Source organism: Legionella pneumophila subsp. pneumophila str. Philadelphia 1 (genome assembly GCF_000008485.1).
GTDB classification, from domain to species: Bacteria; Pseudomonadota; Gammaproteobacteria; order Legionellales; family Legionellaceae; genus Legionella; species Legionella pneumophila.
Genome location: NC_002942.5, coordinates 3,241,975 through 3,265,474, shown reverse-complemented (window position 1 = coordinate 3,265,474; position 23,500 = coordinate 3,241,975). Strand labels below are relative to the sequence as shown.

Here is a 23,500-nt window from a genome sequence, read left to right as displayed (position 1 = left end):
TGGAGTAAAAAAATGACATTAAAACAATTTGCAACTGGCGTATTTTATTTGCCAGCAGCCGTTTTTTCTGGTTTAACTAACCTATTTTTAGGTTCTTACGCAAAAGACAAACGCGGTAACTACATTCAAGATGAAGATGGTAACTATGTAAGAAACCGTGGTTTGATTGGTTTGACTCTGGACGCTGTTAAATATTTGGGAACAAGCGTTGCCAATTTCATTTCTAGTCATCAAAAGGCAATTTCAGTTGCGTTTTGGTCTTCTTTAGTTGTTGCTGGTGCTGCTGCTTTAACCGTTGCTTTCTGGCCTGCTGCTTTGGCTGCTGTAGTTAACTTCTCTGTTTTTGGAGTATCAATCGCTTCAGTAGTTGGTGCTGGTTATGCGGCTCAAGTTGCTGCTACTGCCGGTGTTGCTGCTGCTTTAACCAGTACTGGCGTTTATCTTGGCGCTACAGTTGTTAATGCTTTTAACGCATTAAGAGAATGCATCTCTAATTTGCGTAGCAAAAAGCCTTCCAGCAACCCAGAGTTTACACCTGTTAACGATGAGACATTTGAAGAAGTACGTAGAAACCAATTCAGTGGCTTAAGCAAAGGTTCTGAGCAACAACAAACTGTACAACTTTCCAGTTCAAGCTCTGAAGAAGAAGAGCCTGTCCACACTACTAAGGTATTTGCACAACCTAAGGATGTTACTCCTGAAGTGGTTGAGAACCCAACTTCTACTGTATCCCTCACTGGCTCAAAGTAATATAAAAATATTACAAGCAAGTGGTCATTAAAAACGCGGCTTTAGCCGCGTTTTTTTATGTTTCGCCCCAGCGTTTCACCAATCCACAATCCAAATCAAATAAATCGAGTACTCTCCCAACGGTATCATTGATTAAGTCGTCTATGTTTTGCGGATGATTATAAAAGGCGGGCACTGGAGGGCAGATAATGCCTCCCATTTGTGTAATACACACCATATTGTTCAGATGAACAAGATGCAAAGGTGTTTCCCTCGGCAAGAGCACCAATTTTCTGCGTTCTTTAAGAACGACATCAGCGGCTCGGGTCAACAGGTTGCTACTGATACCATGCGCAATTTCACCTAAGGTTTTCATTGAACAGGGCGCAATGATCATGCCTAAAGTTTTAAATGAGCCGCTGGCAATGGATGCGGTGAGGTCAGTGCAGGGATGATAGACATCTGCTAAAGCTTTGAGTTCTGCGGCACTAATATTTGTTTCATAAGCACGGGTCAATTGCCCTGCTTTGCTAATGACTAAATGCGTTTCTATGGGTAGTTTTTGCAAGACTTGTAATAGTCTAATCCCATAGATTATGCCTGATGAGCCACTGATGCCTATGATAAGTCTTGGATTGTTGGCCATGTGTATTCACTCGTTGAAAATTTAATTTGATCAGGACTTACGACCCCCCAATCTCTTTATTAAAAACATTTTTTACCTTGACCTTGTGGTTTCTCGTAGTCCTGTTGATATTAACAAATTATAAGAGAATAAGTAGTACTTAAATTATCGGATCATCTCGGTAAAAGTTAACACTTCATAAATAACTACCAATAAAAACCTGTTTTCTATTGCAGCATTTCCATTGTCTTTGCGTTATAATTAGTCGCTTTATTATAGGTGATGAGTATTCTATAACTATGACTAGTGAACGAAAAATGTTAGTGACCAGTGCACTGCCTTATGCTAATGGGCATTTGCATCTGGGACATTTGGTTGAGCATATTCAAACAGATATTTGGGTCCGTACTCACAAAATGTTGGGTATTCAATGTATTAGCGTTTGTGGGGATGACGCTCATGGAACACCCATTATGCTGAAAGCAGAGCAACTGGGAATTACTCCGGAAGCTTTAACCGCCGAAATTAAGTTAAGTCATGAAAAGGATTTTAAAGCCTTCGCCATTGATTATGATTATTACCATACCACCCATTCACCTGAAAATCAGGCATTGGCGACTACCATATTTGAACGTTTGCAGGCAGGCGGTGATATAGTCAAGAAAACAATTCGCCAGTTTTATGATCCCGTAAAGCAAATGTTTTTGCCGGACAGGTATGTGAAGGGAACTTGCCCCAAATGTGCTGCTGTCGATCAGTATGGCGATAATTGCGAGGTTTGTGGCGCCACTTATTCGCCGACGGATTTGATTAACCCTGTTTCTGTTATATCGGGAGTCAGCCCAGTAGAAAAAGAATCAGAGCATTATTTTTTTGATTTGCCGCGTTACGAAGAGTTACTTAAGGATTGGACAAGAAAGGGGCATTTACAAACCGAAGTAACGAATAAACTCAGCGAATGGTTTGAGGCGGGTTTAAAGCAATGGGATATTTCTCGCGATGCTCCCTATTTTGGCTTCCCTATCCCCGGTGTTCCGGATAAATACTTTTACGTTTGGTTAGATGCTCCCATAGGCTATATGGCAAGCTTTAAAAAGTATTGCGATGAGCGTGGCGTTTCTTTTGATGAGTTTTGGGATAAGGCTTCAAAAACAGAATTATATCATTTTGTAGGCAAGGATATTGTGTATTTTCATGCTTTGTTCTGGCCAGCTATGTTAGCTGCCAGCGGTTTCAGAACACCTACGGCCGTGTATACCCATGGGTTTTTAACGGTTGAGGGGCAGAAAATGTCCAAATCGCGCGGTACTTTTATAGAAGCACGCGCTTATCTGGCTCACTTGCATCCTGAATATCTGCGTTACTATTTCGCTGCCAAATTGAATGGTCGAGTAGACGATTTGGATTTGAATTTTGACGATTTTGTCAATAGGGTGAATGCGGATCTGGTCGGGAAGGTAGTGAATATTGCAAGCCGATGTGCGGGATTTATTAATAAGCGTTTTGATAATCGGTTGAGCTCAGAGTTGAATGATCAAAAATTATACAACGACTTGCTGAGCGCAAGAGAGTCCGTGATTGACGCATTTGTTTCAAGAGACTATGCGCGGGCAATAAGACAAATCATGGATTGTGCTGACAAAGTCAATCAATACATCGATGCCAATAAACCTTGGGTATTGGCTAAAGATGAAAGCAAATTAAATGAAGTTCATGCCATATGCACAATGGGAATCAATTTATTCCGCATTTTAATAACCTATTTAAAACCAGTCTTGCCAATGATGGCCAAAGCTTCAGAAGAATTTTTAAATTCTGAGCCTTTACACTGGGATTCTATCGATAAACCTTTGCTAAACCATCGTATCAATACTTTTAAGCCTTTGATGGTTAGAGTAGAAAAAGAAAAAATTGAAGCGATGTTGGTTCAAAGCAAGGAATCTCTGATGACTACCCCAGTAAAAGAAAACACGCCAGTTGAGGACGCTAACTTAATCAGTATTGAGGACTTTGCCAAAGTCGATTTACGGATTGCAAAAATTGTCAATGCAGAGCCTGTGGAAGGCGCAGATAAACTAATGCGCTTGATTTTAGACTTGGGTGATGCTCAAAAGCAGGTTTTTGCCGGCATAAAAAAGGCTTATGATGCTGAAGAATTGATTGGGCGTTTGACAGTAATGGTTGCTAATTTGGAGCCCCGCACTATGCGTTTCGGTGTTTCTGAAGGCATGGTATTGGCGGCAGGGGATGGGCAGGGAATTTATTTATTACAGCCTGATGCAGGAGCACTTCCTGGCATGAAGGTGAAGTAATGGCCTCTGTTAAAGAAATTGATGCGTTATTGCCGCAAACCCAGTGTGGGGAATGCGGATATGCAGGTTGTTTGCCTTATGCTGAAGCGCTTGCCCAAGGAGCGGCCCCTATTAATAAATGCCCTCCTGGTGGTGTTGAAACTGTAAAAGCTTTGGGAAAATTACTGCATGTTGATGCATCTCCATATTTGAAAGAAGCAATAGATAATACTCGGCCTCCTTCAGTTGCTGCTATCAAAGAGGATGAATGCATTGGTTGTACTAAATGCATCAAGGCCTGTCCTGTTGATGCAATTATTGGTAGTAGTAAATTAATGCATGCCATTATTACTCATGAGTGTACTGGATGCGGCTTGTGTGTGGATCCTTGTCCTGTTGACTGCATTGAGATGGTTAGTTTGCCTGCGGCTGGATATGATAAGGATTTGGCCCGCCAGCGTTATAATGCCAAACAAATGCGCCAGTTGCGGGATGAGCATGAAAAACAGCAAATATATAGGGAAAGAAAGAAACTTTCAGCCCATGCACAAGATCATACTCAAGACGTACAGGCAAAACAAAATTATATTCTTGAGGCTTTGGCTCGGGTGAAAGCAAAAAAAACATATGAATAAACAAAAATCACAAGAAATTTTCAAACGTTTTCAAGAACAAAACCCTCATCCTACAACGGAGTTGCAGTATAGTACCCCCTTTGAGTTATTAATTGCCGTCATGCTTTCAGCCCAGGCAACGGACGTCAGTGTGAACAAAGCGACAGCTAAACTATTCCCGGTAGCGAATACCCCACAAGCCTTACTGGATTTGGGATTAGATAGACTAAAAGATTACATTAAGTCCATAGGTCTTTATAATAGCAAAGCACAAAATATCATGAAAACCTGTGAAATACTTATTGATCAGCATGAGGGACAAGTTCCTGGCCAGAGAGAGGCGCTGGAAGCATTGCCTGGTGTTGGCCGAAAAACTGCAAATGTGGTTTTGAATACAGCATTTGGTCAGCCAACCATAGCGGTCGACACCCATATTTTCAGAGTGGCTAACCGGATTGGCATAGCGAAGGGTAATACACCGCTGGCGGTTGAGCAGGAGTTATTAAAAAAAGTGCCTCGTGAGTTTTTACATGACGCTCATCACTGGTTAATATTACATGGCCGTTATGTCTGTACAGCACGTAAACCACATTGCAAGACTTGCATCATTGAAGATCTTTGCGAATACAAAAACAAGAATTTATTTTAAGACAAAGCCATAATGAAGGAAAATCAAACGATAATGAACAATCTATGCCTCATAAAAATGACTGGCTGTTGTATTTCAAATTCATTCTATCAAATCATCCGGGTTGAGATTAGCTTTTGTACAGTTAAAACACAAAAGTTCAATTGACCATCAGCTCTTATAAAAAATTTCAATAAAGTTCAAGAAAAGTGCTCTTTCCCTCTGGTATTTCCCAATTTTTACTCATAAAATGAAATTCCGCTGTTGCAGGAGAGCATTATGAAGTGGTTTTCATCGGTGGTAAATGGAGTCAAAACAATTGGGTCAAGCCTGTGGGAAGGTTCAAAATGGGTTTGGAACAACGCCTCATTGTCAAAAATCACGACTGGTGTATTTAGCTATACCGCAAATACAACTTTTCAAGTGTTAGAGCAGGCAATAGCCTTACGTGATGCTGTTCCCACCTTGGTCAACAATCCTCAGGCGAAGAAAATTGCCTATGGAATGGGTTACATTCTTGTTAACGATGTTTTACCGTTAGTTGCTTTAAATTTTGCAAACAATACGGCACAAAATTATTTCGGAGAGGGTTATGATGAGGATGCATCATGGTATGCGCCTTATTCTCTTTTTTTATCGGGATTAGCTCTAACGAATTATCTGGTCAAAGCATACACCTGGCGGCAAGGAGTTCAAACTGTAGCACATGTAGCGGTTCTTGACTCATTAGGCCCTTCCTCATTTAATTCAAATAAAAAATCTCTTCCTCCTTCAATCTGCGATGAATTGGATTGTAACTATAAGCGTAAAATTAAAGGTTGGGGAAGAGAGCCTCTTGTTTTAATGGGTAATGATGCACTGACTTACGGGGTTAGTTTAATTCCTTATGTAGGTGAGCCTCTCTCGCAAGTATTAAGAGTATATTTCAATGGCCGCTATATTATTCGTTTAACTACACCAGAGCTGTGTGAGCGCCATAAATATTTGGCCATGAAACCAGAGTCTGTTTTAGGATTTGGGTTAACCTTTGAAGCGACAAGTATGTTAATGGACAAGGCTCTGGAATCCACTGTGGGCATGCCTCCATTTTTATATTACAGGGCTCTGCGCCATTTATTGCTGCTGATGCATATTAATGTTGCTGCACATATGGAGTTGCCTAAATCTGATTTGAAAGACAAAGCTTCGTCTTTTGATCCGTTTAATGTTTATGAACGCGTCAATCGCTTTGTAGCGGATGTCATATTTTCAGGTTTAATTAAAAGGATACCCATTGATTTCAAACCGGATAAAGATGCTGAGCCGTTAATTCCATTATCTCCAGCTCTAAAATTTGGCACTATGGTGTTGAATATGGATTTGGAGAAGGAAAAGAAAACAGCTCCCGGATTTTTTAGCAAAGCCATAGATAAAGCGTATGTTTTGGTTTTACCGCCTGTTTTTCGCGGTGCTAATGGCTTAATCAACGATCCAATTGTGTTTATGTACTGGCCTACTATTCGCTCAGGAGCTATTTCTGCTGTTGAATTTGTAGAAGGAGTGGGGAAAACCAAAACGATGGCTACTTTGGCATGGGCACCAAAAACTGTAGCAGCCGCCATCAATCTCAAATTTGGAATCCCTAAAAAAGTAACACGCTTTGTTTTAATGTTAAGCAAAGAAGAAGACTTCTGGAACCTGGCTACAGCATTCAAATTGTGGTTTGAGAGACACAATATCAAAGGTGAACCAAAATTAATTACAGGTTCCAATCTGGCTTTGAATGGGGTGACACCTCTTCAGCCTACTCCCGTATCTGTTGAAAAGGAACCCATAGTTTCTCCCCATCTACTAATTACGGAAAAAGATACTAAGGAAGTAGTGCCAGCAAAAAGCCTGATTCCTGTTCGATCCCAACCTCAGACTGGAGTTGTAGTGACGATTAGCCCTGATAGTTTATTTTCAACCAGGAGACGTCGGGTTAATCCAGATCAAGAAAAAGTTGCGATAACAGAACTGAGCATGACTAAATAAATTTTAGAGGCTTTTCTGACAAGAGGGCAACAGAAGTGTGTTGCCCGGTAAAGACCCTACCCAGTTCTATCGATGATATTATGCAGGTTGTAAATGGGGCGCTTTCCGCCACTTAAAATAATTTTTTTCGTTTAAAAAAATACAGCATGAGTATTGCCAGAAGTACCATGGTAACCAGAATCATAGGGTAACCGTATCGCCAATCCAGCTCAGGCATAAATTTAAAATTCATTCCATAAACCCCGGCAATAAAACTTAAAGGAATAAAAATACTGGCAAACAAGGTCAGAATTTTCATGGATTCATTCATGCGATTATTTATAGTAGACAGGTATATGTCTAGCATACTTGCCGACATTTCTCTATGCAAATCGATCGATTCTACCAGGCGAATGCAATGATCATATAAGTCCCGGAAGTAAAGATTATACTTTTTATTGATTAACCCCCCATCGTCTGTAAGCAACAAATGGACAATATCTCTCAAAGGAGGAATGATTTTTCTGAGGGTAATGGTTCTTCTTTTGATGGTGTATAACGCTTGTAACCTAATCGTTTCTGGTTTATTAATTAATTGATCTTCCAAGGTTTCAAGCAGTTGGGCTGAAGTTTCGACAAAGTTGAAATAATCATCAACAATATAGTCCATGATCAGATAGGTCAAATAATCACTTCCATATTCTCTGGTTAACGAGTGCTCTCCATTAAGGCGTTGATAAATGGAAGATAAATTATATTTTTCAGATTCTCTGAATGTGAGTAAAAGTTTTTGCTTGATGATTAAACAGAACTGTTCTGTATTGTAAGATAAGTGATCGGGAGGGGATTGTAATAATTTAAAAACAACAAAAATATAATCGTCTACAATATCCAGTTTGGGTCTTTGTCTGGTATTAAGCAAATCCTCGATAACCAAGGGGTGTATGTTGTATTCTGAGCAAATTTTAGTAATTTTCTCGATGTCTGCAAGACCTGAAATATCTATCCAAATATTATGTCCAGCTTCATAGGCCTCTTTCACTTGTCGGGTATCGAAGGAATCTAAACGCTTATAATTTTTTTTGTCATAAATATGTATCGTTACTTGAGTTGGTTGCGGTGGGTGTTCGCCTATATATACGGCAGTCCCCGGTAAGAGTCCCGCTTTTGCTGAAGCCTTTGTTTTATGAGTATTCATGAAGTTATCTCAGTTTATTTATTTTCTTATTAACTTATCATTTAGTCATCGTTTAAGTCGACAGTTGACGACTCTCGTTTATCTTGCTATGCAAAGGGCTATAATGCTATATTTGCGACCTGATTAGCTTAATAAAGGGCAATTATTATTTGAAGCTTATAGGGATGTTGTTAATACTTCCATGTAAATCATAAAGAATTAACCCCCTATAGTCAGTCTCTATCAATAAGGCAGAATGAGTTGTTATATACTATGGAAGCTCTTGTCGTATGAATCAATCGTTATCACCCCAACAATCCCCCGGGTTTCTATTCATCGCAGTGAGTATGATAACTTGCCTGATATTATTAATTAACGTTTCTTTTAAAATTATTCTACTCGGGGGGCTTGTATTTGCAATAAACAGCTTGATTTGTCCCCTTATTGCAGCGTTATTTTTATTCGCATTGAGAAATTGTACCTTCAAAGAGCAACGCCATTTACTTAATATTTGTTTGATGACTTTATATATGTTTTGTATTGGGGTTTATGTGCTCGTCAATTTACCTGCTGCTGAATACATGCATGATAATCCAGCCTATCAAGTAATTTTTGAAGAAATACCCAAGAAATTTTTTGCTACAACTATTGCTTTTGCACTCAGTTTCTATTTGCCTCATTTATTGTTTTGCACTAAAAATGACAGGGTTTTATCAACTCCAAAGCAATGCGTGTTATTAGCTTTGCTGGGGGGAGTAAGTTTTTTTTGCCTGGATTTTTATCTATTATTTTCTGCTCCACATGCTCACAGTTTCAAGCAAATTTTCATCGATTCATTCATGATCTCGTCTCTTTTGCTCCTAATTATTGGCGTAGTTTATTTAACATTTTTATTGAACGACAAACAACATAAGGGCAAAGCATTAATTGAAACCACAGAACTAACGCTTTTTCCAATTTATCAATATTTGATTTGCTTCGCTGTGACCGTGATGTTGGTGTGTTTGGCCTGTGAGTATCGAATCATAGCAATCAATAAAGACTTGGTTTTATCGGCCAGCTGTATTTTCTTTCCAATTACTATCATTATCAGTTCTATAGTTGGCGAATTGTGGGGTTACCAGGCCAACTTGAAATTAGCATTGGCTCTTCTTGCGGCACAATTTATTTTTGATATGTTATTGATGGGGAGTGTTGCACTACCTTCTCCTCCTTTTTTTAATTTGAATCCTTTTTATCATTACATCATGCCACGCAGGTTATCAGCTGCATCGTTGTCATTGTTTGTCACTTTTCTTGGTAATGCAATGCTATTGCACTATTTAAAGTATTCAAAATGGAAAATTAACCGATCCTTGCGAATATTAATCGCTAATATATCAGTCAACTCGTTATTATGCCTGGTTGACTACAGTTTGCTTTATGGTGGTATTTATCCTTACGAACAAATTATTAATTTAGCGGTGAGTGTTTGGCAATACAAACTATTGACAGCGTTAATTGCTCTCCCGGTCATTTTATGGATGTGCAAGATTTTAGAAAGAAATTATTCATTAGTTGTGCAAACAGAGAGGAATTAAATAAACAAATTTAATGGTTCATTCTCTTATATTTTTTGAAGGAATGAGATATACACTAATAGATTAAGTAAGGTAAGTGGGGCTCCCACAAGTATAAACTCCAGAAACCCAAAACCCCTGATACCACGTTTTTCACTATTTTGAATAATAATAATGTTACTTGCTGCCCCCAGGATAGAGAGATTACCGGCAATAGTACTTCCCGCAGCCAGGCTCAGCAGGGTTATATTGGAATGATTATGACTCATCAATAAAGGCAAATATATTGTTACTAATGGGACATTAGAGATCAATTGGCTCAGGGCGATACTCATTATAAAAATCACTACGATGTGGTTGACATCAATATGAGAATCACTCATTCCGGTTTGGAAAAAGCCGCTATCCCATACGCTTTGCATTAAAATAAAGGTGCTCGCAAAAAAAACTAAAGTTCCCCAATCCAGTCTTTTTATATAATTCCATCGATGCTTGCTAAACCAAATTGGTACAGACGACAAGAGTGCAATATAACTAAAATTCAGCTGAAATTCTGAATAATGCAGGAAATCCGTCAAGATTTTGATCATAGTCAGAACTAACATCATGAGCAAGCTCATTTTAACTAAAGTAAGATTGCTACGGTCATTTATCAAAGGTAGGACTGGTTTTTTAATAGGTTCTTTTAATTCATTTCTGTATAAAAAAAGAATAAAAAAATAAACTATACCCAGATTTAACAAAGTAGGTACAGCCAAGTGTTTGAAAAACTCAAAAAATGGCGAAGCCATCTCTCCCTTAATAGCAATCAATAAATTTTGTGGATTGCCTATAGGACTCATGGTGCTTCCAATGGTAATTGAAAATGCCAACGCCAACAGCAAGGGTTTAATTAAATTTTTATGTGATTGACACAGTTGTAAAATGATAGGTGTACCTATAATGGCAATGGTATCATTCATTAACACCGCGGAGCTTAAACCCAGAATAAAAACAATCAACATTAACGTTTGTTTTCCATTATTTGCATAATAAAAAATTTGATCGGTCAGAAAAGCGAGGTAGCCACTTTCCTCTGCGGCTTGTGAAATGAAAAAAACACCGAACAAATAAAGCATGACATCCGGCTCAACGGCAGCGAAAGCGCGTGATGGTGTTATCTGTTGGCAGAGCAAAACAGCAATGGCTCCTGTTGCCATAATTGCCCAAATTGGAATGATAACTCTGACAACCTGCCGTAAAGCAATTGCAATAAGAATAATCAGAAGAATGATGACAGCAGAAGGCATTTCTGTCCTCTTTTATTTAATCCCTCTCTCTTTTTACCGGCCTTTTCCAGCCGTAGATGGTTTTTTGTCGTGATTCGGTTAATGTTAACTCATCGGGCGGCACATTCCGGCGTATGGTGCTCCCTGCTCCTATTGTTGCGTTAGCGCCCACGGTAACTGGAGCAATTAATTGAGTATCTGACCCAATAAAAACACCATCTTCGATAATTGTTTGATGCTTATTAACCCCATCGTAATTACAAGTAATGGTTCCAGCGCCAACGTTTACATTTTTTCCTAACAGGACGTCCCCTAAGTAACTGAGATGACTGGCTTTCGTGCCTTCATCAAAAATCGCTTTTTTAGTTTCAACAAAATTGCCGATTTTACAATGGGAAGCTAATTGCGTCCCTGAGCGCAAGCGGGCAAAAGGACCGATGTGGCAGTCGTTTGCAATGTGGCAGCCTTCCAGTACGCTATTAGCGTAAACTTCGCACCCATCGCCTAATGTCACATTAGTCAGACTGCAGTTTGGGCCAATTTTACAGCCATTACCTAAAACTACCTTGCCTGTAAAAATGCAGTTAATGTCGATATAGACGTCTTTGCCACAATATAATTCTCCTCTCAAATCAAAGCGGTTGGCATCAGCCAGGGTCGCGCCTTTTTCCATGAGTTGATTGGCTGCTCTTTGCTGCCAGATGCGTTCGAGTTGCTGAAGTTGTTGGCGATTATTAATGCCCTGTACCTCAAAGCTGTTCTTGGCGGTTAATGACGTAATGGGTGTTTTATTTTGTACAGCCAATGAGATAATTTCAGTTAAATAATATTCGCCTTGTGCGTTACTATTACTTAGTTGAGGCAACCATTTCTTCAGATTATTTGCCAAAGTACAACACACCCCGGAATAAATTTCTTTTATATTCTTTACTTGCTCATTTGCATCCTTTTCTTCTACAATGCTATAAATTTCACCTTGGTTGTTTCTGATAATACGCCCAAGACCGCTTGGATTTTCCAGTTCTGCAACCAGGAGTGCTAAAACAGAATGATCTGGATTTTGACGTTGGCTGCATTCAATTAATGATTGAAGAGTTTCCACTTGTATCAGGGGAACATCGGCAGATAAAACCAGAACGTATGCATCGTCAGGGATATGGGGCATGGCTTGCAAAACAGCATGGCCAGTCCCTAGTTGCTCTGCCTGATGCACCCAATGAACAGGTAAGTTGGGGAGTGAACTTTTAATTTGTTCACCACCATGACCATAAATGACATGAATTGCATTGGGATTTAGTTGCTGAGCGGTTTCCACGACGTGGGTTAACAGCGGTTTGCCAGCTAGGTGGTGAAGAACTTTGGGCGTGTCCGAATACATTCTTTTACCTTGCCCTGCAGCTAAAATAATAATTTGTAAATTCATGAGATTTGTGTTTTCCTAAGTTAAATATCATAATCGGTGCTGATTTAAACAGTCTGCCCCAATGTTATGAATGATGTAAAGAGCTATATGATAAATAAGTTGCAGTTAAAGGAGTAGAGCAATGAATATATTTCTAAAGGTTTTAAAGAAATTAATGAAGGAAAAATTGAGTGAGTTATCCGCCAATTTGAAATGGAAGTCAGAAACCATTGGGTATAATACCAAATTATCAATCGATCAAAAGAATGTCATTGATAAACTCGAAGAAAGTATCGTTCTTTTTAAAGATTCAGGTAATGACGAAGCAGATTTGCTGTCAATCAATGCATTGATAGATACTGCCAGAATACAAATTCAATCCATAAGAGAATCCTATGGTGAGCCGAGAGATAAAGGGGAATCTGTAACCTGTCTCAATAATTTGAAAAATCATTCCAACGATTTTCTTGGCAAACTAAAGAAATTTGATTTTGACTTGTTAAATAAAGCTTATACAGAAACACCTGAAAATATTGTCTATTACCATGCTGCTATCTATCTGGGAGATGAAATTTTTAGCCCTAGAACAGGGATAGATTACGAAATCCGCACCAAAAAAGAAGTGCAATTGGCAGTAAGGCTGCAGGCACTAAGCGAGCGAATTAATCCAAGCCACAATTTGGAAGAACAAAGAAAAAGAGCGTTGCAAGTGTTGCAAGATCTCGCTCAGGACAATCAAAACGCTATCAAGAAAGATAAAGGTTTTTCTCTTCCTGGTTTAAGCTTTTGGGGTGTTTCAGTAGTTACACCATCGGATTGGTTTAGCTCAGGAGAAGGGCGGTTTGGCGTTGAATTTAATACGGCGGTTCGCACCATTCAGGGAATGACTGAAAGCCAGTTTGAAAGACCGACAGTAAAACAAACAGTGGTAAAGCAAGAAGAGACCAAACCATCCGATGTAAAAAAAACAGAGGCAACAGACGAGGAGGATGAAGAACATTCATCTGAAAATACTCATACATTGTAATTTACTTTCAATGGGTGTATTTTGATTTCTCTGCCTCGAATGCATACGAGAGGTCTCCAAAAGATACTTTCTGTTGGAGCAAGGAGATCCCTCGTTCTTAAATCTGCAGTTCACCACACAAATTGGTTTCAATCAGTTTTTTGATTTCAGGGATTTCCAGATTCTTGCTTAATAAATACAGCAATTTGCAATGAGCCGCCTCAGGTGTCATATCATGGCCGCTAATCAAGCCTGCTTCTTTTAAAGTATGTCCTGTTGCGTATTGATTCATTTCCACTTTCCCCTGGTGGCATTGGGTGCAATTAATAATAATAACCCCCCTGCCGCAAGCCTCCTTAAGCAAACTTAAAAATCTTGGATCATTGTTCTGGGCATTACCTGCCCCATAGGTTTCAAGGATTAAACCTCGTAAAGGTTGATTTAAAATGTATTCAAGAACGTCAGAGGCAAAGCCTGGGAACAGGCGGAAGTTTGCGATAAAGTGAGGAGTAATGGTTTGTAGATGGAACGGTGCTTTGGGGTGTGGCAATAAACGGTGTTGATGTAACTCGATATCGATACCAATCGATGCCAAGGGTGGGTAGTTGGGTGAATCAAAAGCATTGAAGCGTTGGGCACTGATTTTTTGGGTGCGATTGCCTCGAAACAAATGTTGATTAAAGTAGATGCATACTTCATGGATAGGTTGATGAGCACAAAGCCATAAGGAAGTAATTAGATTATCTGTCGCATCGTTACGAATCTCGGATAAAGGAATCTGTGAACCAGTGACTATGACGGGTTTTCCCAAATACTCCAACATAAATGACAAAGCGGAAGCAGTGTAAGCCATGGTATCAGTGCCATGTAATACAACAAATCCGTCAAACTGTTCGTATTCGTGAGCAATATCTCTGGCAATCCTGTTCCATTCCGTGACGGTCATATTAGAGGAATCAAGTAGCGGCTGATATTCTTTGATAACGTAGTCAGGCATGTCTTGATGTTTTAGAGCAGGAATGTCTGCCAACGCTTTTTGAATGAATCCCGGTGAAGGCTCATAACCATGCGATGTTTTTATGCTACTGATTGTGCCGCCAGTATTGATAATTAAAACTCGTTTTTTCATGCGGATTTATAATCAATGATTTATTATTCTTTCGATAAGTATAGCGAAAACTTGGCTATACCAATAACAACTAATTTCAAGACTTGCGAAAAGCCCCAATCTCTTTGGTAAAAAAGTGTTTAATTCGGTCATTTAGTTTATAGAAACTCCCTCGTTAAAAACATTAAAGTTATCTGTCTCCAAGGTATTGAGAGTCATTATGATGAGTAATTTTTGTTCTATAATAAATCAAAAAATGCAATATGAAAACAGGGAATAAATTAGTCCAAATAATATTTACAGATTTAATTGTAAGCTCTTGTACTTTGTGGAAAAATCAAGTTATTAACGGTTTATTCTAAGCAGTGACATCATGGTTATCGATCGTGCCGGATATCGCTTGAATGTAGGTATTATACTCGTCAACGATTCCGATAGAGTTTTTTGGGGGAGACGAAGCGGGCATGACGCTTGGCAATTCCCGCAAGGTGGATTGGCACCAGGCGAGACAGCCATGCAAGCAATGTATCGTGAATTGCATGAAGAAGTGGGGTTAGATAAAGGTGATGTTGAAATATTGGGTTCGACCAGGCGTTGGCTAAAGTATCGACTTCCGAAGCAATATTTGCGTCATGGCAGTGAGCCTTTGGTGATTGGCCAGAAACAAAAATGGTATTTGTTAAAGCTTGTAACAAGCGAGCAAAAAGTCAGATTGGATTTGAGTGATTCTCCCGAATTCGATAGCTGGCGGTGGGTGGATTTTCATGAGCCTGAGCAACAAGTTATTTTCTTTAAGAGGCAGGTTTATATTCAAGCGTTAAAAGAATTAGAACCTTTGTTAAAAAAAGAACGCCGTACCCCTTATGGCTTAAAACGTAAAAGAGGTAATCAAAGAGCTTAGATGCTTAAAATACTTAAACGGATAGTACAAGATGTTACCGCTGCCAGTGATTTGAAAGAAGCACTTGGCATTTTGGTGCAACGTATTAATACAGCCATTAATGCAGAGGCTGTTTCCGTTTATCTTATTGATAATAAAAATGCTGAATACGTATTGATAGCCACGGAAGGTTTGAACAAGCAGGCAGAGTTTAGAGTCAGAATTGCTCTTGATTGCGGTCTTATCGGGTTGATAGGACGAAGAGAGGAACCTATCAATATAGAAAATGCTCCCTCTCATCCGGATTTTTATCATAATCCATTAATCGGCGAAGATCACCTGAACGCTTTTTTAGGCGTCCCTATTATTCAACATAGAAAATTATACGGTGTTTTAGTTGTACAACAGCTTGAACAACGTTATTTTGATGATGCTGAAGAATCATTTCTTATTACCTTGGCGGCTCAATTAGGCGGGATTATTGCTCATGCAGAGGCAACAGGTGAATTGGCCGAGTTAACACAACCTAAAAAGGGTATAGGCGTCGACAAGGTAGAAGCGACTTATACTGCACTGACTGGAATAGGCAGTGTTCCTGGTATAGGAATTGGTACTGCCGTGGTTGTGTACCCACCTGCGGATATTGATGCTGTCCCTCGTAATCCGGTTGAAGAATTGGAAGATGAAATCAATGCGTTTTATGAAGCTTTGGAAACGACAAGAGATGATATCAGGCGTTTAAGTAAACGCATGAAAGAAACTGTTGCTGAGGAAGAGCATGCTTTATTCGATGTGTATTTAAGAATTTTGGATAGGGATAGCTTGGGTGCTGAAGTAGAGCATGTGATTCGTGAAGAGAAAATCAGCGCTCAAGCTGCCCTGGCTACAGTGATCAAGAAACACGTGCAGCAATTTGAAAGCATGGGCGATGATTATCTGCGCGAACGAGCCAGCGATTTCCGTGATTTGGGCCGAAGAGTTTTGGCGGAATTACAACGTACCCAAAGAGAAGAAATTGTTTATCCGAAGAGAACCATTTTAATAGGAGAAGAAATTACTGCTGCCGCTCTGGCAGAAGTTCCAGAAGGGCAATTGGCTGGTGTCGTTTCAGCTAAAGGCTCCAATAACTCCCATGTTGCTATTTTAGCGAGAGCTCTCGGTGTACCTACTGTGATGGGGTTGAGAGGATTAAAAGTAGAGTTGGTATCGCGTCGGGCTTTGATTGTTGATGGCTATTATGGGCATGTTTATATCTCTCCTTCCAAATCATTATTAGCGGAATTTAAGCAATTAGCTCAAGAAGAACAGGAATTAAACCAAAGCCTGGTAAGCTTGCGTGATAAACCAGCTGAAACTACTGATAACTACAGAGTCTCTTTGCAAGTCAATACCGGCTTGGCAATGGATGCCGGTTTATCAATGAGTGTTGGCGCTGAAGGAGTTGGTTTATACCGTTCAGAAGTACCATTTATGAGTCGAGATCGATTCCCTTCAGAAGATGAGCAGACCATTATTTACAGACAGACTCTCAAGGCCTTTGCTCCACGTTTGGTGACTATGCGTACCCTGGATATTGGTGGAGACAAAATTCTACCTTATTTTCCAGTTGAAGAGGAAAACCCTTATTTAGGATGGCGTGGAATAAGGATAACTCTTGATCATCCAGATGTCTTCCTGATTCAGGTTCGTGCCATGATGCGTGCCAGTGAGGAACTGGATAATTTACGTATCATGTTGCCTATGGTCACAACACTTAGCGAAGTAGAGGAAGCCGTTTATTTGATTGAACAGGCATTTGAAGAGCTGGTGGAAGAGGGGTGCGAAATAGTAAAACCCAAAATTGGTGTGATGATTGAAGTGCCTGCCGCTGCTTATCTGGCAAGAGAAATGGCGAAACGAGTAGATTTTATTTCGGTGGGTAGTAACGATCTTACCCAATATTTATTGGCTGTGGATAGAAATAACGCCCGAGTTGCCGCACTTTATGATCCCTTGCATCCAGCCATGTTGCGTACATTGCTAAAAATAGTCGAAGGAGGGCATGCGGCTGGTGTTGAGGTGAGTATTTGTGGCGAAATGGCCAGCGATCCTTTAGCGGTGATTTTGTTAATTGCTATGGGTTTTGACACCTTAAGCATGAATTCCGCCAGTTTACCCAGGGTGAAATGGGTTATTCGCAATTTTGCTATCGCGAATGCCCGTAAAATTCTGGCAGAAGTTTTGGAATTTGAACATCCTGCTGAAATACGATTTCATTTGCAAAAGGCTCTAGAAGAGGAAGGATTAGGGGGATTAATCAGAGCAGGAAAGTCATGATATCCGGTGAGTTACTGATTAATGGAGTGATTTACATCATTATTGGTGCTTTTGCAGGAATAATGGCGGGCGCTCTGGGCGTTGGTGGCGGGCTTATTGTGGTACCAGGACTCGTCTATATTTTTCAACACTCGCAGGTGATTCCAGAAGATATCCTTATGCATGTCGCTGCAGGTTGTTCACTGGCGGTGATGATTTTTACTTCTTATGCATCCTTAAAAGCACATAATAAAATGGATGAGATACTCTTACCCCTTTTTAAGAAGTTATGTCCTGGTTTGGTTCTTGGTACTATTTTAGGTTCCATAATGGCTTCTTTTATTCCAACCCATTTATTGAAAATAATATTTGGACTGTTCTTGCTTGGCGTAGCTATGAAAATGCTTCTTGATGTCCGAGTGAGCCACACTGATAAATTTCCGGGATATTGGCTTAATAATTTAGTCAGTAGTTCAATAGGTTCGATATCTGGTTTATTAGGGGTTGGAGGAGGAGTCATCATTATCCCTTATCTGACCTATTGTGGAGTTCCAGTCAGAAAGATTGCCGCAGTATCCAATTTGGGCACTTTTGCAGTTGGCCTAGTGGGTACAATTATGTTTATGATTACTGGCACATTAGACATGGCAAAAATATCGTATTCCACAGGGTATATATATTGGCCAGCAGTTTTAGGGGTAGCAATTCCAAGTAGTTTGATTGCACCATTTGGGGCGAAATTAAATTATCTTTTACCCGTAAATTATTTAAGATATGGATTTATCGTGATTTTAATTACCACCGGAATTCATATGTTTTTGTGAAAGGAATTTGAATAACCATGCTCACCTATCCAAATATTAATCCAATTGCTTTTTCTTTAGGGCCATTAAAAGTTCATTGGTATGGTTTGATGTATTTAATCGGTTTTGTTGGCGCCTGGCTACTGGGTTATTGGCGCATCAAACATTATAAATTGAACTGGAATAACGACCAGTTAAGTGATTTGATCTTTTATAGTGCCCTTGGTGTTATTCTTGGGGGACGAGTAGGTTACATGTTGTTTTATGACTTTCAGGAGTTTATCCACCACCCCTGGGTATTATTTAAAATATGGGAAGGAGGGATGTCTTTCCATGGTGGTTTGCTTGGAGTGGTAATTGCCGCCTGGCTCTTTTGCCGTAAATACGGAAAAACTTTCTTGGAGGTTGGAGACTTTGTCGCCCCTCTAGTTCCTTTAGGTTTAGCGGCAGGTCGCCTGGGAAATTTCATTAATGGGGAATTATGGGGGCGTGTCACTGATGTTCCGTGGGGTATGATATATCCTCATGTTGATGATCAACCAAGACACCCCTCTCAATTGTATGAATTTGGTTTGGAAGGGGTCGCTTTATTTATTTTGATTTGGTGTTACGCATCAAAGCCGAGACAACAAGGGAGAGTGAGCGCTTTATTTTTAATGGGATACGCGATTTGCAGGTTAATTGCTGAAAGCTTTAGGCAACCTGATTCGCAATTGGGTTTTGTGGCATTTGGCTGGCTGACAATGGGGCAGGTTTTATCCATCCCTATGTTATTAATTGGAATTTGGTTATGGTGGGCTAAGCGATGAAAACATATTTGCAATTGTTGGAGCATATTTTACAACATGGGGTAGAAAAATCCGATAGAACGGGCACTGGAACATTATCTGTATTTGGGTATCAAATGCGTTTTGATTTGGCCCAGGGATTCCCGCTTGTTACCACTAAAAAACTGCATACGAGAAGTATTGTTCATGAATTACTGTGGTTCTTGCGTGGTGATACCAATATTTCTTATCTTAAGGAAAACGGGGTAACTATTTGGGATGAATGGGCAGATAATAATGGTGATTTAGGGCCTGTCTATGGGAAGCAATGGAGAAGTTGGCCAACTGCTGATGGACGCACCATTGATCAATTAAGTGAAGTAGTGCAACAAATAAAGAGCAACCCTGACTCTCGTCGCTTGATTGTAAGCGCCTGGAATGTGGGTGAATTGGATAAAATGGCTTTAATGCCTTGTCATGCCTTGTTTCAGTTTTATGTTGCAAACAACAAGCTATCCTGTCAATTATATCAACGCTCAGCCGATGTATTTTTAGGAGTTCCTTTCAATATCGCTTCTTATTCGTTGCTTACTCATATGGTTGCTCAGCAATGTAATTTGGATGTGGCTGAATTTATATGGACCGGGGGAGATTGTCATTTGTATCTTAATCATTTGGAGCAAGCGCAAATCCAATTAACAAGAGAACCTTTGCCATTGCCCTCCTTAGCTATTAAGAGAAAACCGGCTTCTTTATTTGACTATGCTTATGAGGATTTTGAATTTTTGAATTATCAATCACATCCCGCAATTAAAGCGCCTATCGCCGTTTAATTATTATCAGCATTGGATTTTTATTGCCAACTATGGTTTAATATTGCCTCAATTGTTTATTTGAGGCTCATTGCTGTGAAAAAAATTATAGTGTTTGTATTGCTGACTGTTGTTTGTAGCGCAGGCTTTACGAGTAAATTGAGTAAATTTCTGAATAAAATGGATGCTGAGCAAAAACAAAGAGACGCTCAGGAATGGCAACAGGATATGAACTTTGGAGATTATGCTTTTCGCTTGAAAGAGCGCTATGTCGATGATCGCGGGCAACGTTGCCGTGATTACGAATTCAGAGGACGCTCCAACCCCTATCGACATGGTTATTTTACTGTGTGTGATGAGCGTTGATTTGGCTGAAAATACTCTTTCTGTATATTAAATTATCGTCTGCTCCTTACGGTCGCAGCTCGGATTATAACTAAAACTGAGCCGTGACCGTAAGAGAGCGATTGTCCGAATAGGCTCTACACTAAATTCCTAATAATATCAGGCAAAGGCACGGATTTATTTTGGGTATAATCAATCCAAACTATTTTACTCACACCTTGTGCCATAAGCGTTTCTTCCTGATACAAATCATGGTCCATAATCATGCTGGAATTGCCAAGACTATTTACCTTGCTGTGTATGGTTACAGTAGCAGGATAAACGATTGGTTTCAGAAAGGTACAGGCCACATGAATGACAACAGGACCTGTTTGACCTGTCATTTTGATGTCAAGCTCCCGGAGCCAATCAATCCGGGCTTCCTGAAAATAGTCAAAATAGCGAGCATTGTTAACATGTCCTAATGCGTCCATATCGCCCCAGGCGATATCAAAAGTTTTTTTATGTATTATTTTGTTTATTTCAGTCATGATAAGTCCATAGGATCAACATCCACATTCCAGCGGATGCCATTACTTAATTTATTCATTGTTAACCACTCTCTTAATTGCGTCAATGAACTTTTTAGAACTTTTCTTGAAGGGGATTTAATTAATAGTTGCATCCTATGCTGGTTAGCTTTTCGTGGTAAAGGAGCTGGTGCAGGACCCAGTACCGTGAGAGGATGAGCTTGAATTTGATCTTTGGTTGCTTTTAGGAATTGCTCCACCTTGTTGACGGTTTTGCCCTGAGCTCTGATGACCGCTAAAAACTGAAAAGGTGGCATTTCAGCCTCTTGTCTTGAAATTAATAAAGCGTTCGCAAATTCATCATACCCATGCTGAATGAGTAGATTAAGCAGGGGATGATCAGGTAAATAAGTTTGAATCAATACTTGCCCGGGATGTTCTGCTCGCCCTGCTCGTCCAGATACTTGAGTTAATAATTGCCCCAAATGTTCAATAGCCCGGAAATCCTGGTTGTAAAAGCCTGCATCAGCATCTACGACAACGACCAGGGATAGACGGGGGAAATGGTGTCCCTTGGCTAGCATTTGAGTGCCTATGATCAGCTGAGCTTCCCCTTTATTAATTTTGTCCAAATGGCTGTTTAGAGAATTTTTTTTACGAACCTCATCTCGGTCAATTCGTAAAACATTCGTATCTGGAAACTGATGGCTTAAAAACTCATAAATTCTCTGGGTGCCAGATCCTACGGGGATTAATTCCTTACTTTGGCAGTTATTGCAAAACAAGGGTATTCTTTGGGTTAATCCACAATGATGACAAATCATTTGTCCTGCCTGTTTATGCAAGGTTAAATGGCTATCGCATGCTTTGCAATCAACCATCCATCCACATTGATGGCAAAGTAACACTGGGGCAAAGCCGCGTCGGTTAATGAAAACAAGAACCTGGTTTTGTTGCAGCAAATGATTTTCTATGATTTTAAGGGTTGGGAGAGCCAAGCCATGCTGTACCATTTGCGATCGTAAATCAATCAGTTGATAGTGTAACGGTGTAGTGGAGGCAGCTTTATGCGTTAAGCGTAATAAATTATATTTTTTTTGTTTGTAGTTGTGGATGGTTTCCAGACTGGGAGTGGCTGTACCAAGAATGATAGGAATATTGGCAAGATGAGCACGCATTAAAGCAGTATCTCGCGCAGAATAACGCACCCCTTCCATTTGTTTGAGCGAACTGTCATGCTCTTCATCGATGATAATTAAACCAAGATTGGGTAGAGGGGTAAAAACGGCAGAACGAGTTCCAATCACCATTTTAACTTTGTTCTCTTTTGCCAGCTGCCAGGCAATTTGCCTTTCTGATTCATTCAAATTGGAATGTAATACGGTTATGGGGTGGTTAAATCGGGCTGTAAAACGAGATAAAAGCTGAGGGGTTAACCCGATTTCTGGTACCAGCACCAATACTTGTTTGCCTTGCTCCAATATTTTGGCAATGACATGCAAATAAACCTCTGTCTTACCACTCCCGGTAACACCTTGCAGTAAAAAGCATTGGTAATGATGGATGTGTTCGAAAATGGAATCTACGGCAACGGCTTGTTCAGGATTGAGTGTTAGCGGTGGACTGAGTTTTTCAGGAATTTTGGTTGGCAAGGTAACTTGCTGTGACAGGTTAATTGCTTGACAAGCAAGTAGTGCCGCAATTTGAGTTCCGTTGTAGCCATGTTGTTTTAGGGTCTGTTTGGAAATCCCTTTCTGGTGCCTGCTTAAAAAATCAATCAACTCATGTTGTTTTTTTGCTTTTTTCGAGATGAGTGTCTTCGCCTTTTCAACAGGTATATTCAATTGATAAAAATCTTCTGTAGGTAGTGAGCAGGGTAAACCCAGGCGATATTTTTTTGGTATTACCAAAGGAATCACTTCAGATAATGGTGACTGATAATAGCTTCCTACCCATAGACAAAGCTCTAAGAGATCTTCAGGAACGAGAGGTTTCTCATCGATTATTGAAGTGATTTTCTTTAACGAATGGCCCGTTTGCTGGTCACAAACTTTATTGATTACAATGCCCACTCGGGCTTGATTGCGAAAAGGAACCCATACTCTTCCGCCAATGCATGGAGTTAAATCCAGGGCTTCGTAATCAAAACAATCTCGATTGGTATGGGGGATACAAACCTGATAAATATCGTTCATTTAACTTCTAAGCCATTCATGACTCGCTGATTGGCCGGGCGCGGAAAACACTTTGACTACTACTTTTTCGATACGATGATTATCTAACTCCTCTTTTTCTTTAATCAGTTCATTAACAAACCAGCGTGATAACTCTTCCACGGTAATATTGGTTAAGGGCATTAAGGTGATATCTTCTTTAAGAAAAGGGATTTTTTTCTTATTGAAGATGAAATAATAATATTCTTCATCTTCCGAGTATTCTAAAAAAGGTGAAAATTGTGGCATAAGAAAAGTTTGATTTAAGTAGCGGCATAATTTATGAATCCGCTCTTTGTAATAACGGTAATCAAAAGTCATACCATTTTCTTCTACCCAGGTAGTTAGAGCCAAATAAACAGAATACATATGACCATGCAAAGGCTCTCTTTCTGTTGCCGAAAAGATGGTGGTATGCCCGGCAGAAAACTTCATGGATTCTTTCTGTAATTCCACAGTAGTCAGATATTTTTTCAT

General features: G+C 39.8%; 21 protein-coding genes. 13 read left to right on the top strand and 8 right to left on the bottom strand.

From position 1 onward, the window contains the following. The first annotated feature begins 12 nt into the window (after nt 1–12). On the top strand, nt 13–750 hold the full coding sequence (locus LPG_RS14550; protein WP_010948570.1) for a lpg2884 family Dot/Icm T4SS effector: 738 nt from the start codon (nt 13–15) through the stop codon (nt 748–750). A gap of 55 nt (nt 751–805) precedes the next feature. On the opposite strand, the gene LPG_RS14545 is transcribed toward LPG_RS14550, so the two are convergent. Then, on the bottom strand, nt 806–1,375 hold the full coding sequence (locus LPG_RS14545) for a UbiX family flavin prenyltransferase (RefSeq protein WP_010948569.1): 570 nt from the start codon (nt 1,373–1,375) through the stop codon (nt 806–808). 278 nt (nt 1,376–1,653) lie between these two features. Here LPG_RS14545 and metG point away from each other — a divergent pair, with 278 nt between their 5' ends. The 4 genes from metG to LPG_RS14525 all read left to right on the top strand — a co-directional run bounded on the left by metG (nt 1,654) and on the right by LPG_RS14525 (nt 6,900). After that, nucleotides 1,654–3,666 carry a methionine--tRNA ligase gene (metG, locus tag LPG_RS14540; protein ID WP_010948568.1) on the top strand — a complete coding sequence of 671 codons (2,013 nt, stop codon included), beginning with the start codon at nt 1,654–1,656 and terminating at the stop codon, nt 3,664–3,666. Next, nucleotides 3,666–4,280 (top strand): RnfABCDGE type electron transport complex subunit B, encoded by a 615-nt coding sequence (locus LPG_RS14535; RefSeq protein WP_010948567.1) that lies wholly within the window; start codon nt 3,666–3,668, stop codon nt 4,278–4,280. Before metG ends, LPG_RS14535 begins: the two co-directional genes overlap by 1 nt. Then, complete coding sequence (nth, locus tag LPG_RS14530; RefSeq protein ID WP_010948566.1) at nt 4,273–4,908, top strand: endonuclease III; 636 nt, start codon at nt 4,273–4,275, stop codon at nt 4,906–4,908. The genes LPG_RS14535 and nth overlap by 8 nt, the downstream gene beginning before the upstream one ends. Nucleotides 4,909–5,148: 240 nt before the next feature. Further along, nucleotides 5,149–6,900 (top strand): lpg2879 family Dot/Icm T4SS effector, encoded by a 1,752-nt coding sequence (locus tag LPG_RS14525; protein ID WP_010948565.1) that lies wholly within the window; start codon nt 5,149–5,151, stop codon nt 6,898–6,900. Nucleotides 6,901–7,012: 112 nt separating this feature from the next. On the opposite strand, the gene corA is transcribed toward LPG_RS14525, so the two are convergent. Continuing rightward, nucleotides 7,013–8,077 (bottom strand): magnesium/cobalt transporter CorA, encoded by a 1,065-nt coding sequence (corA, locus tag LPG_RS14520; protein ID WP_010948564.1) that lies wholly within the window; start codon nt 8,075–8,077, stop codon nt 7,013–7,015. A 269-nt stretch (nt 8,078–8,346) separates the two neighbouring features. Between corA and LPG_RS14515 the strand changes: the two genes are divergently transcribed. Then, nucleotides 8,347–9,636 (top strand): VUT family protein, encoded by a 1,290-nt coding sequence (locus tag LPG_RS14515; protein ID WP_010948563.1) that lies wholly within the window; start codon nt 8,347–8,349, stop codon nt 9,634–9,636. 26 nt (nt 9,637–9,662) lie between these two features. Here the strand turns inward: LPG_RS14515 and LPG_RS14510 are convergent, their stop codons facing one another. After that, complete coding sequence (locus LPG_RS14510) at nt 9,663–10,904, bottom strand: anion transporter (protein WP_010948562.1); 1,242 nt, start codon at nt 10,902–10,904, stop codon at nt 9,663–9,665. A 16-nt stretch (nt 10,905–10,920) separates the two neighbouring features. Further along, the gene (gene glmU / locus LPG_RS14505; protein ID WP_010948561.1) at nt 10,921–12,306 is read right to left on the bottom strand and encodes a bifunctional UDP-N-acetylglucosamine diphosphorylase/glucosamine-1-phosphate N-acetyltransferase GlmU; all 1,386 of its coding nucleotides are present in this window, start codon (nt 12,304–12,306) and stop codon (nt 10,921–10,923) included. A 121-nt stretch (nt 12,307–12,427) separates the two neighbouring features. On the opposite strand from glmU, the gene LPG_RS14500 reads away from it, so the two are divergent. After that, a complete protein-coding gene (locus LPG_RS14500; RefSeq protein WP_010948560.1) occupies nt 12,428–13,312 on the top strand; it encodes a lpg2874 family Dot/Icm T4SS effector in 885 nt (294 codons plus the stop codon). A gap of 97 nt (nt 13,313–13,409) precedes the next feature. Here the strand turns inward: LPG_RS14500 and ansA are convergent, their stop codons facing one another. After that, a complete protein-coding gene (gene ansA, locus LPG_RS14495; RefSeq protein WP_010948559.1) occupies nt 13,410–14,420 on the bottom strand; it encodes an asparaginase in 1,011 nt (336 codons plus the stop codon). A 352-nt stretch (nt 14,421–14,772) separates the two neighbouring features. Between ansA and LPG_RS14490 the strand changes: the two genes are divergently transcribed. The 6 genes from LPG_RS14490 to LPG_RS14465 all read left to right on the top strand — a co-directional run bounded on the left by LPG_RS14490 (nt 14,773) and on the right by LPG_RS14465 (nt 20,322). Then, the gene (locus LPG_RS14490) at nt 14,773–15,300 is read left to right on the top strand and encodes an RNA pyrophosphohydrolase (RefSeq protein ID WP_010948558.1); all 528 of its coding nucleotides are present in this window, start codon (nt 14,773–14,775) and stop codon (nt 15,298–15,300) included. Next, nucleotides 15,301–17,595, top strand: coding sequence for a phosphoenolpyruvate--protein phosphotransferase (gene ptsP / locus LPG_RS14485; RefSeq protein WP_010948557.1), 2,295 nt, complete (start codon nt 15,301–15,303; stop codon nt 17,593–17,595). After that, nucleotides 17,592–18,398, top strand: a complete 807-nt coding sequence (locus tag LPG_RS14480) for a sulfite exporter TauE/SafE family protein (RefSeq protein WP_010948556.1) — start codon at nt 17,592–17,594, stop codon at nt 18,396–18,398. Before ptsP ends, LPG_RS14480 begins: the two co-directional genes overlap by 4 nt. A gap of 17 nt (nt 18,399–18,415) precedes the next feature. Further along, entirely contained in the window at nt 18,416–19,186 is a 771-nt protein-coding gene (lgt, locus tag LPG_RS14475) for a prolipoprotein diacylglyceryl transferase (protein ID WP_010948555.1), read from the top strand. After that, nucleotides 19,183–19,977, top strand: a complete 795-nt coding sequence (thyA, locus tag LPG_RS14470; protein ID WP_010948554.1) for a thymidylate synthase — start codon at nt 19,183–19,185, stop codon at nt 19,975–19,977. Before lgt ends, thyA begins: the two co-directional genes overlap by 4 nt. Before the next feature lie 75 nt (nt 19,978–20,052). Next, nucleotides 20,053–20,322, top strand: a complete 270-nt coding sequence (locus tag LPG_RS14465) for a hypothetical protein (protein ID WP_016357044.1) — start codon at nt 20,053–20,055, stop codon at nt 20,320–20,322. Nucleotides 20,323–20,438: 116 nt separating this feature from the next. On the opposite strand, the gene LPG_RS14460 is transcribed toward LPG_RS14465, so the two are convergent. Genes LPG_RS14460 through LPG_RS14450 form a run of 3 tightly spaced genes read right to left on the bottom strand, consistent with a single transcriptional unit; the run spans nt 20,439 to nt 23,500 of the window. Then, nucleotides 20,439–20,831, bottom strand: coding sequence for an acyl-CoA thioesterase (locus LPG_RS14460; RefSeq protein ID WP_010948553.1), 393 nt, complete (start codon nt 20,829–20,831; stop codon nt 20,439–20,441). Continuing rightward, a complete protein-coding gene (locus LPG_RS14455; protein WP_010948552.1) occupies nt 20,828–23,005 on the bottom strand; it encodes a primosomal protein N' in 2,178 nt (725 codons plus the stop codon). Before LPG_RS14455 ends, LPG_RS14460 begins: the two co-directional genes overlap by 4 nt. Beyond that, entirely contained in the window at nt 23,006–23,500 is a 495-nt protein-coding gene (locus tag LPG_RS14450; protein WP_010948551.1) for a 6-pyruvoyl trahydropterin synthase family protein, read from the bottom strand.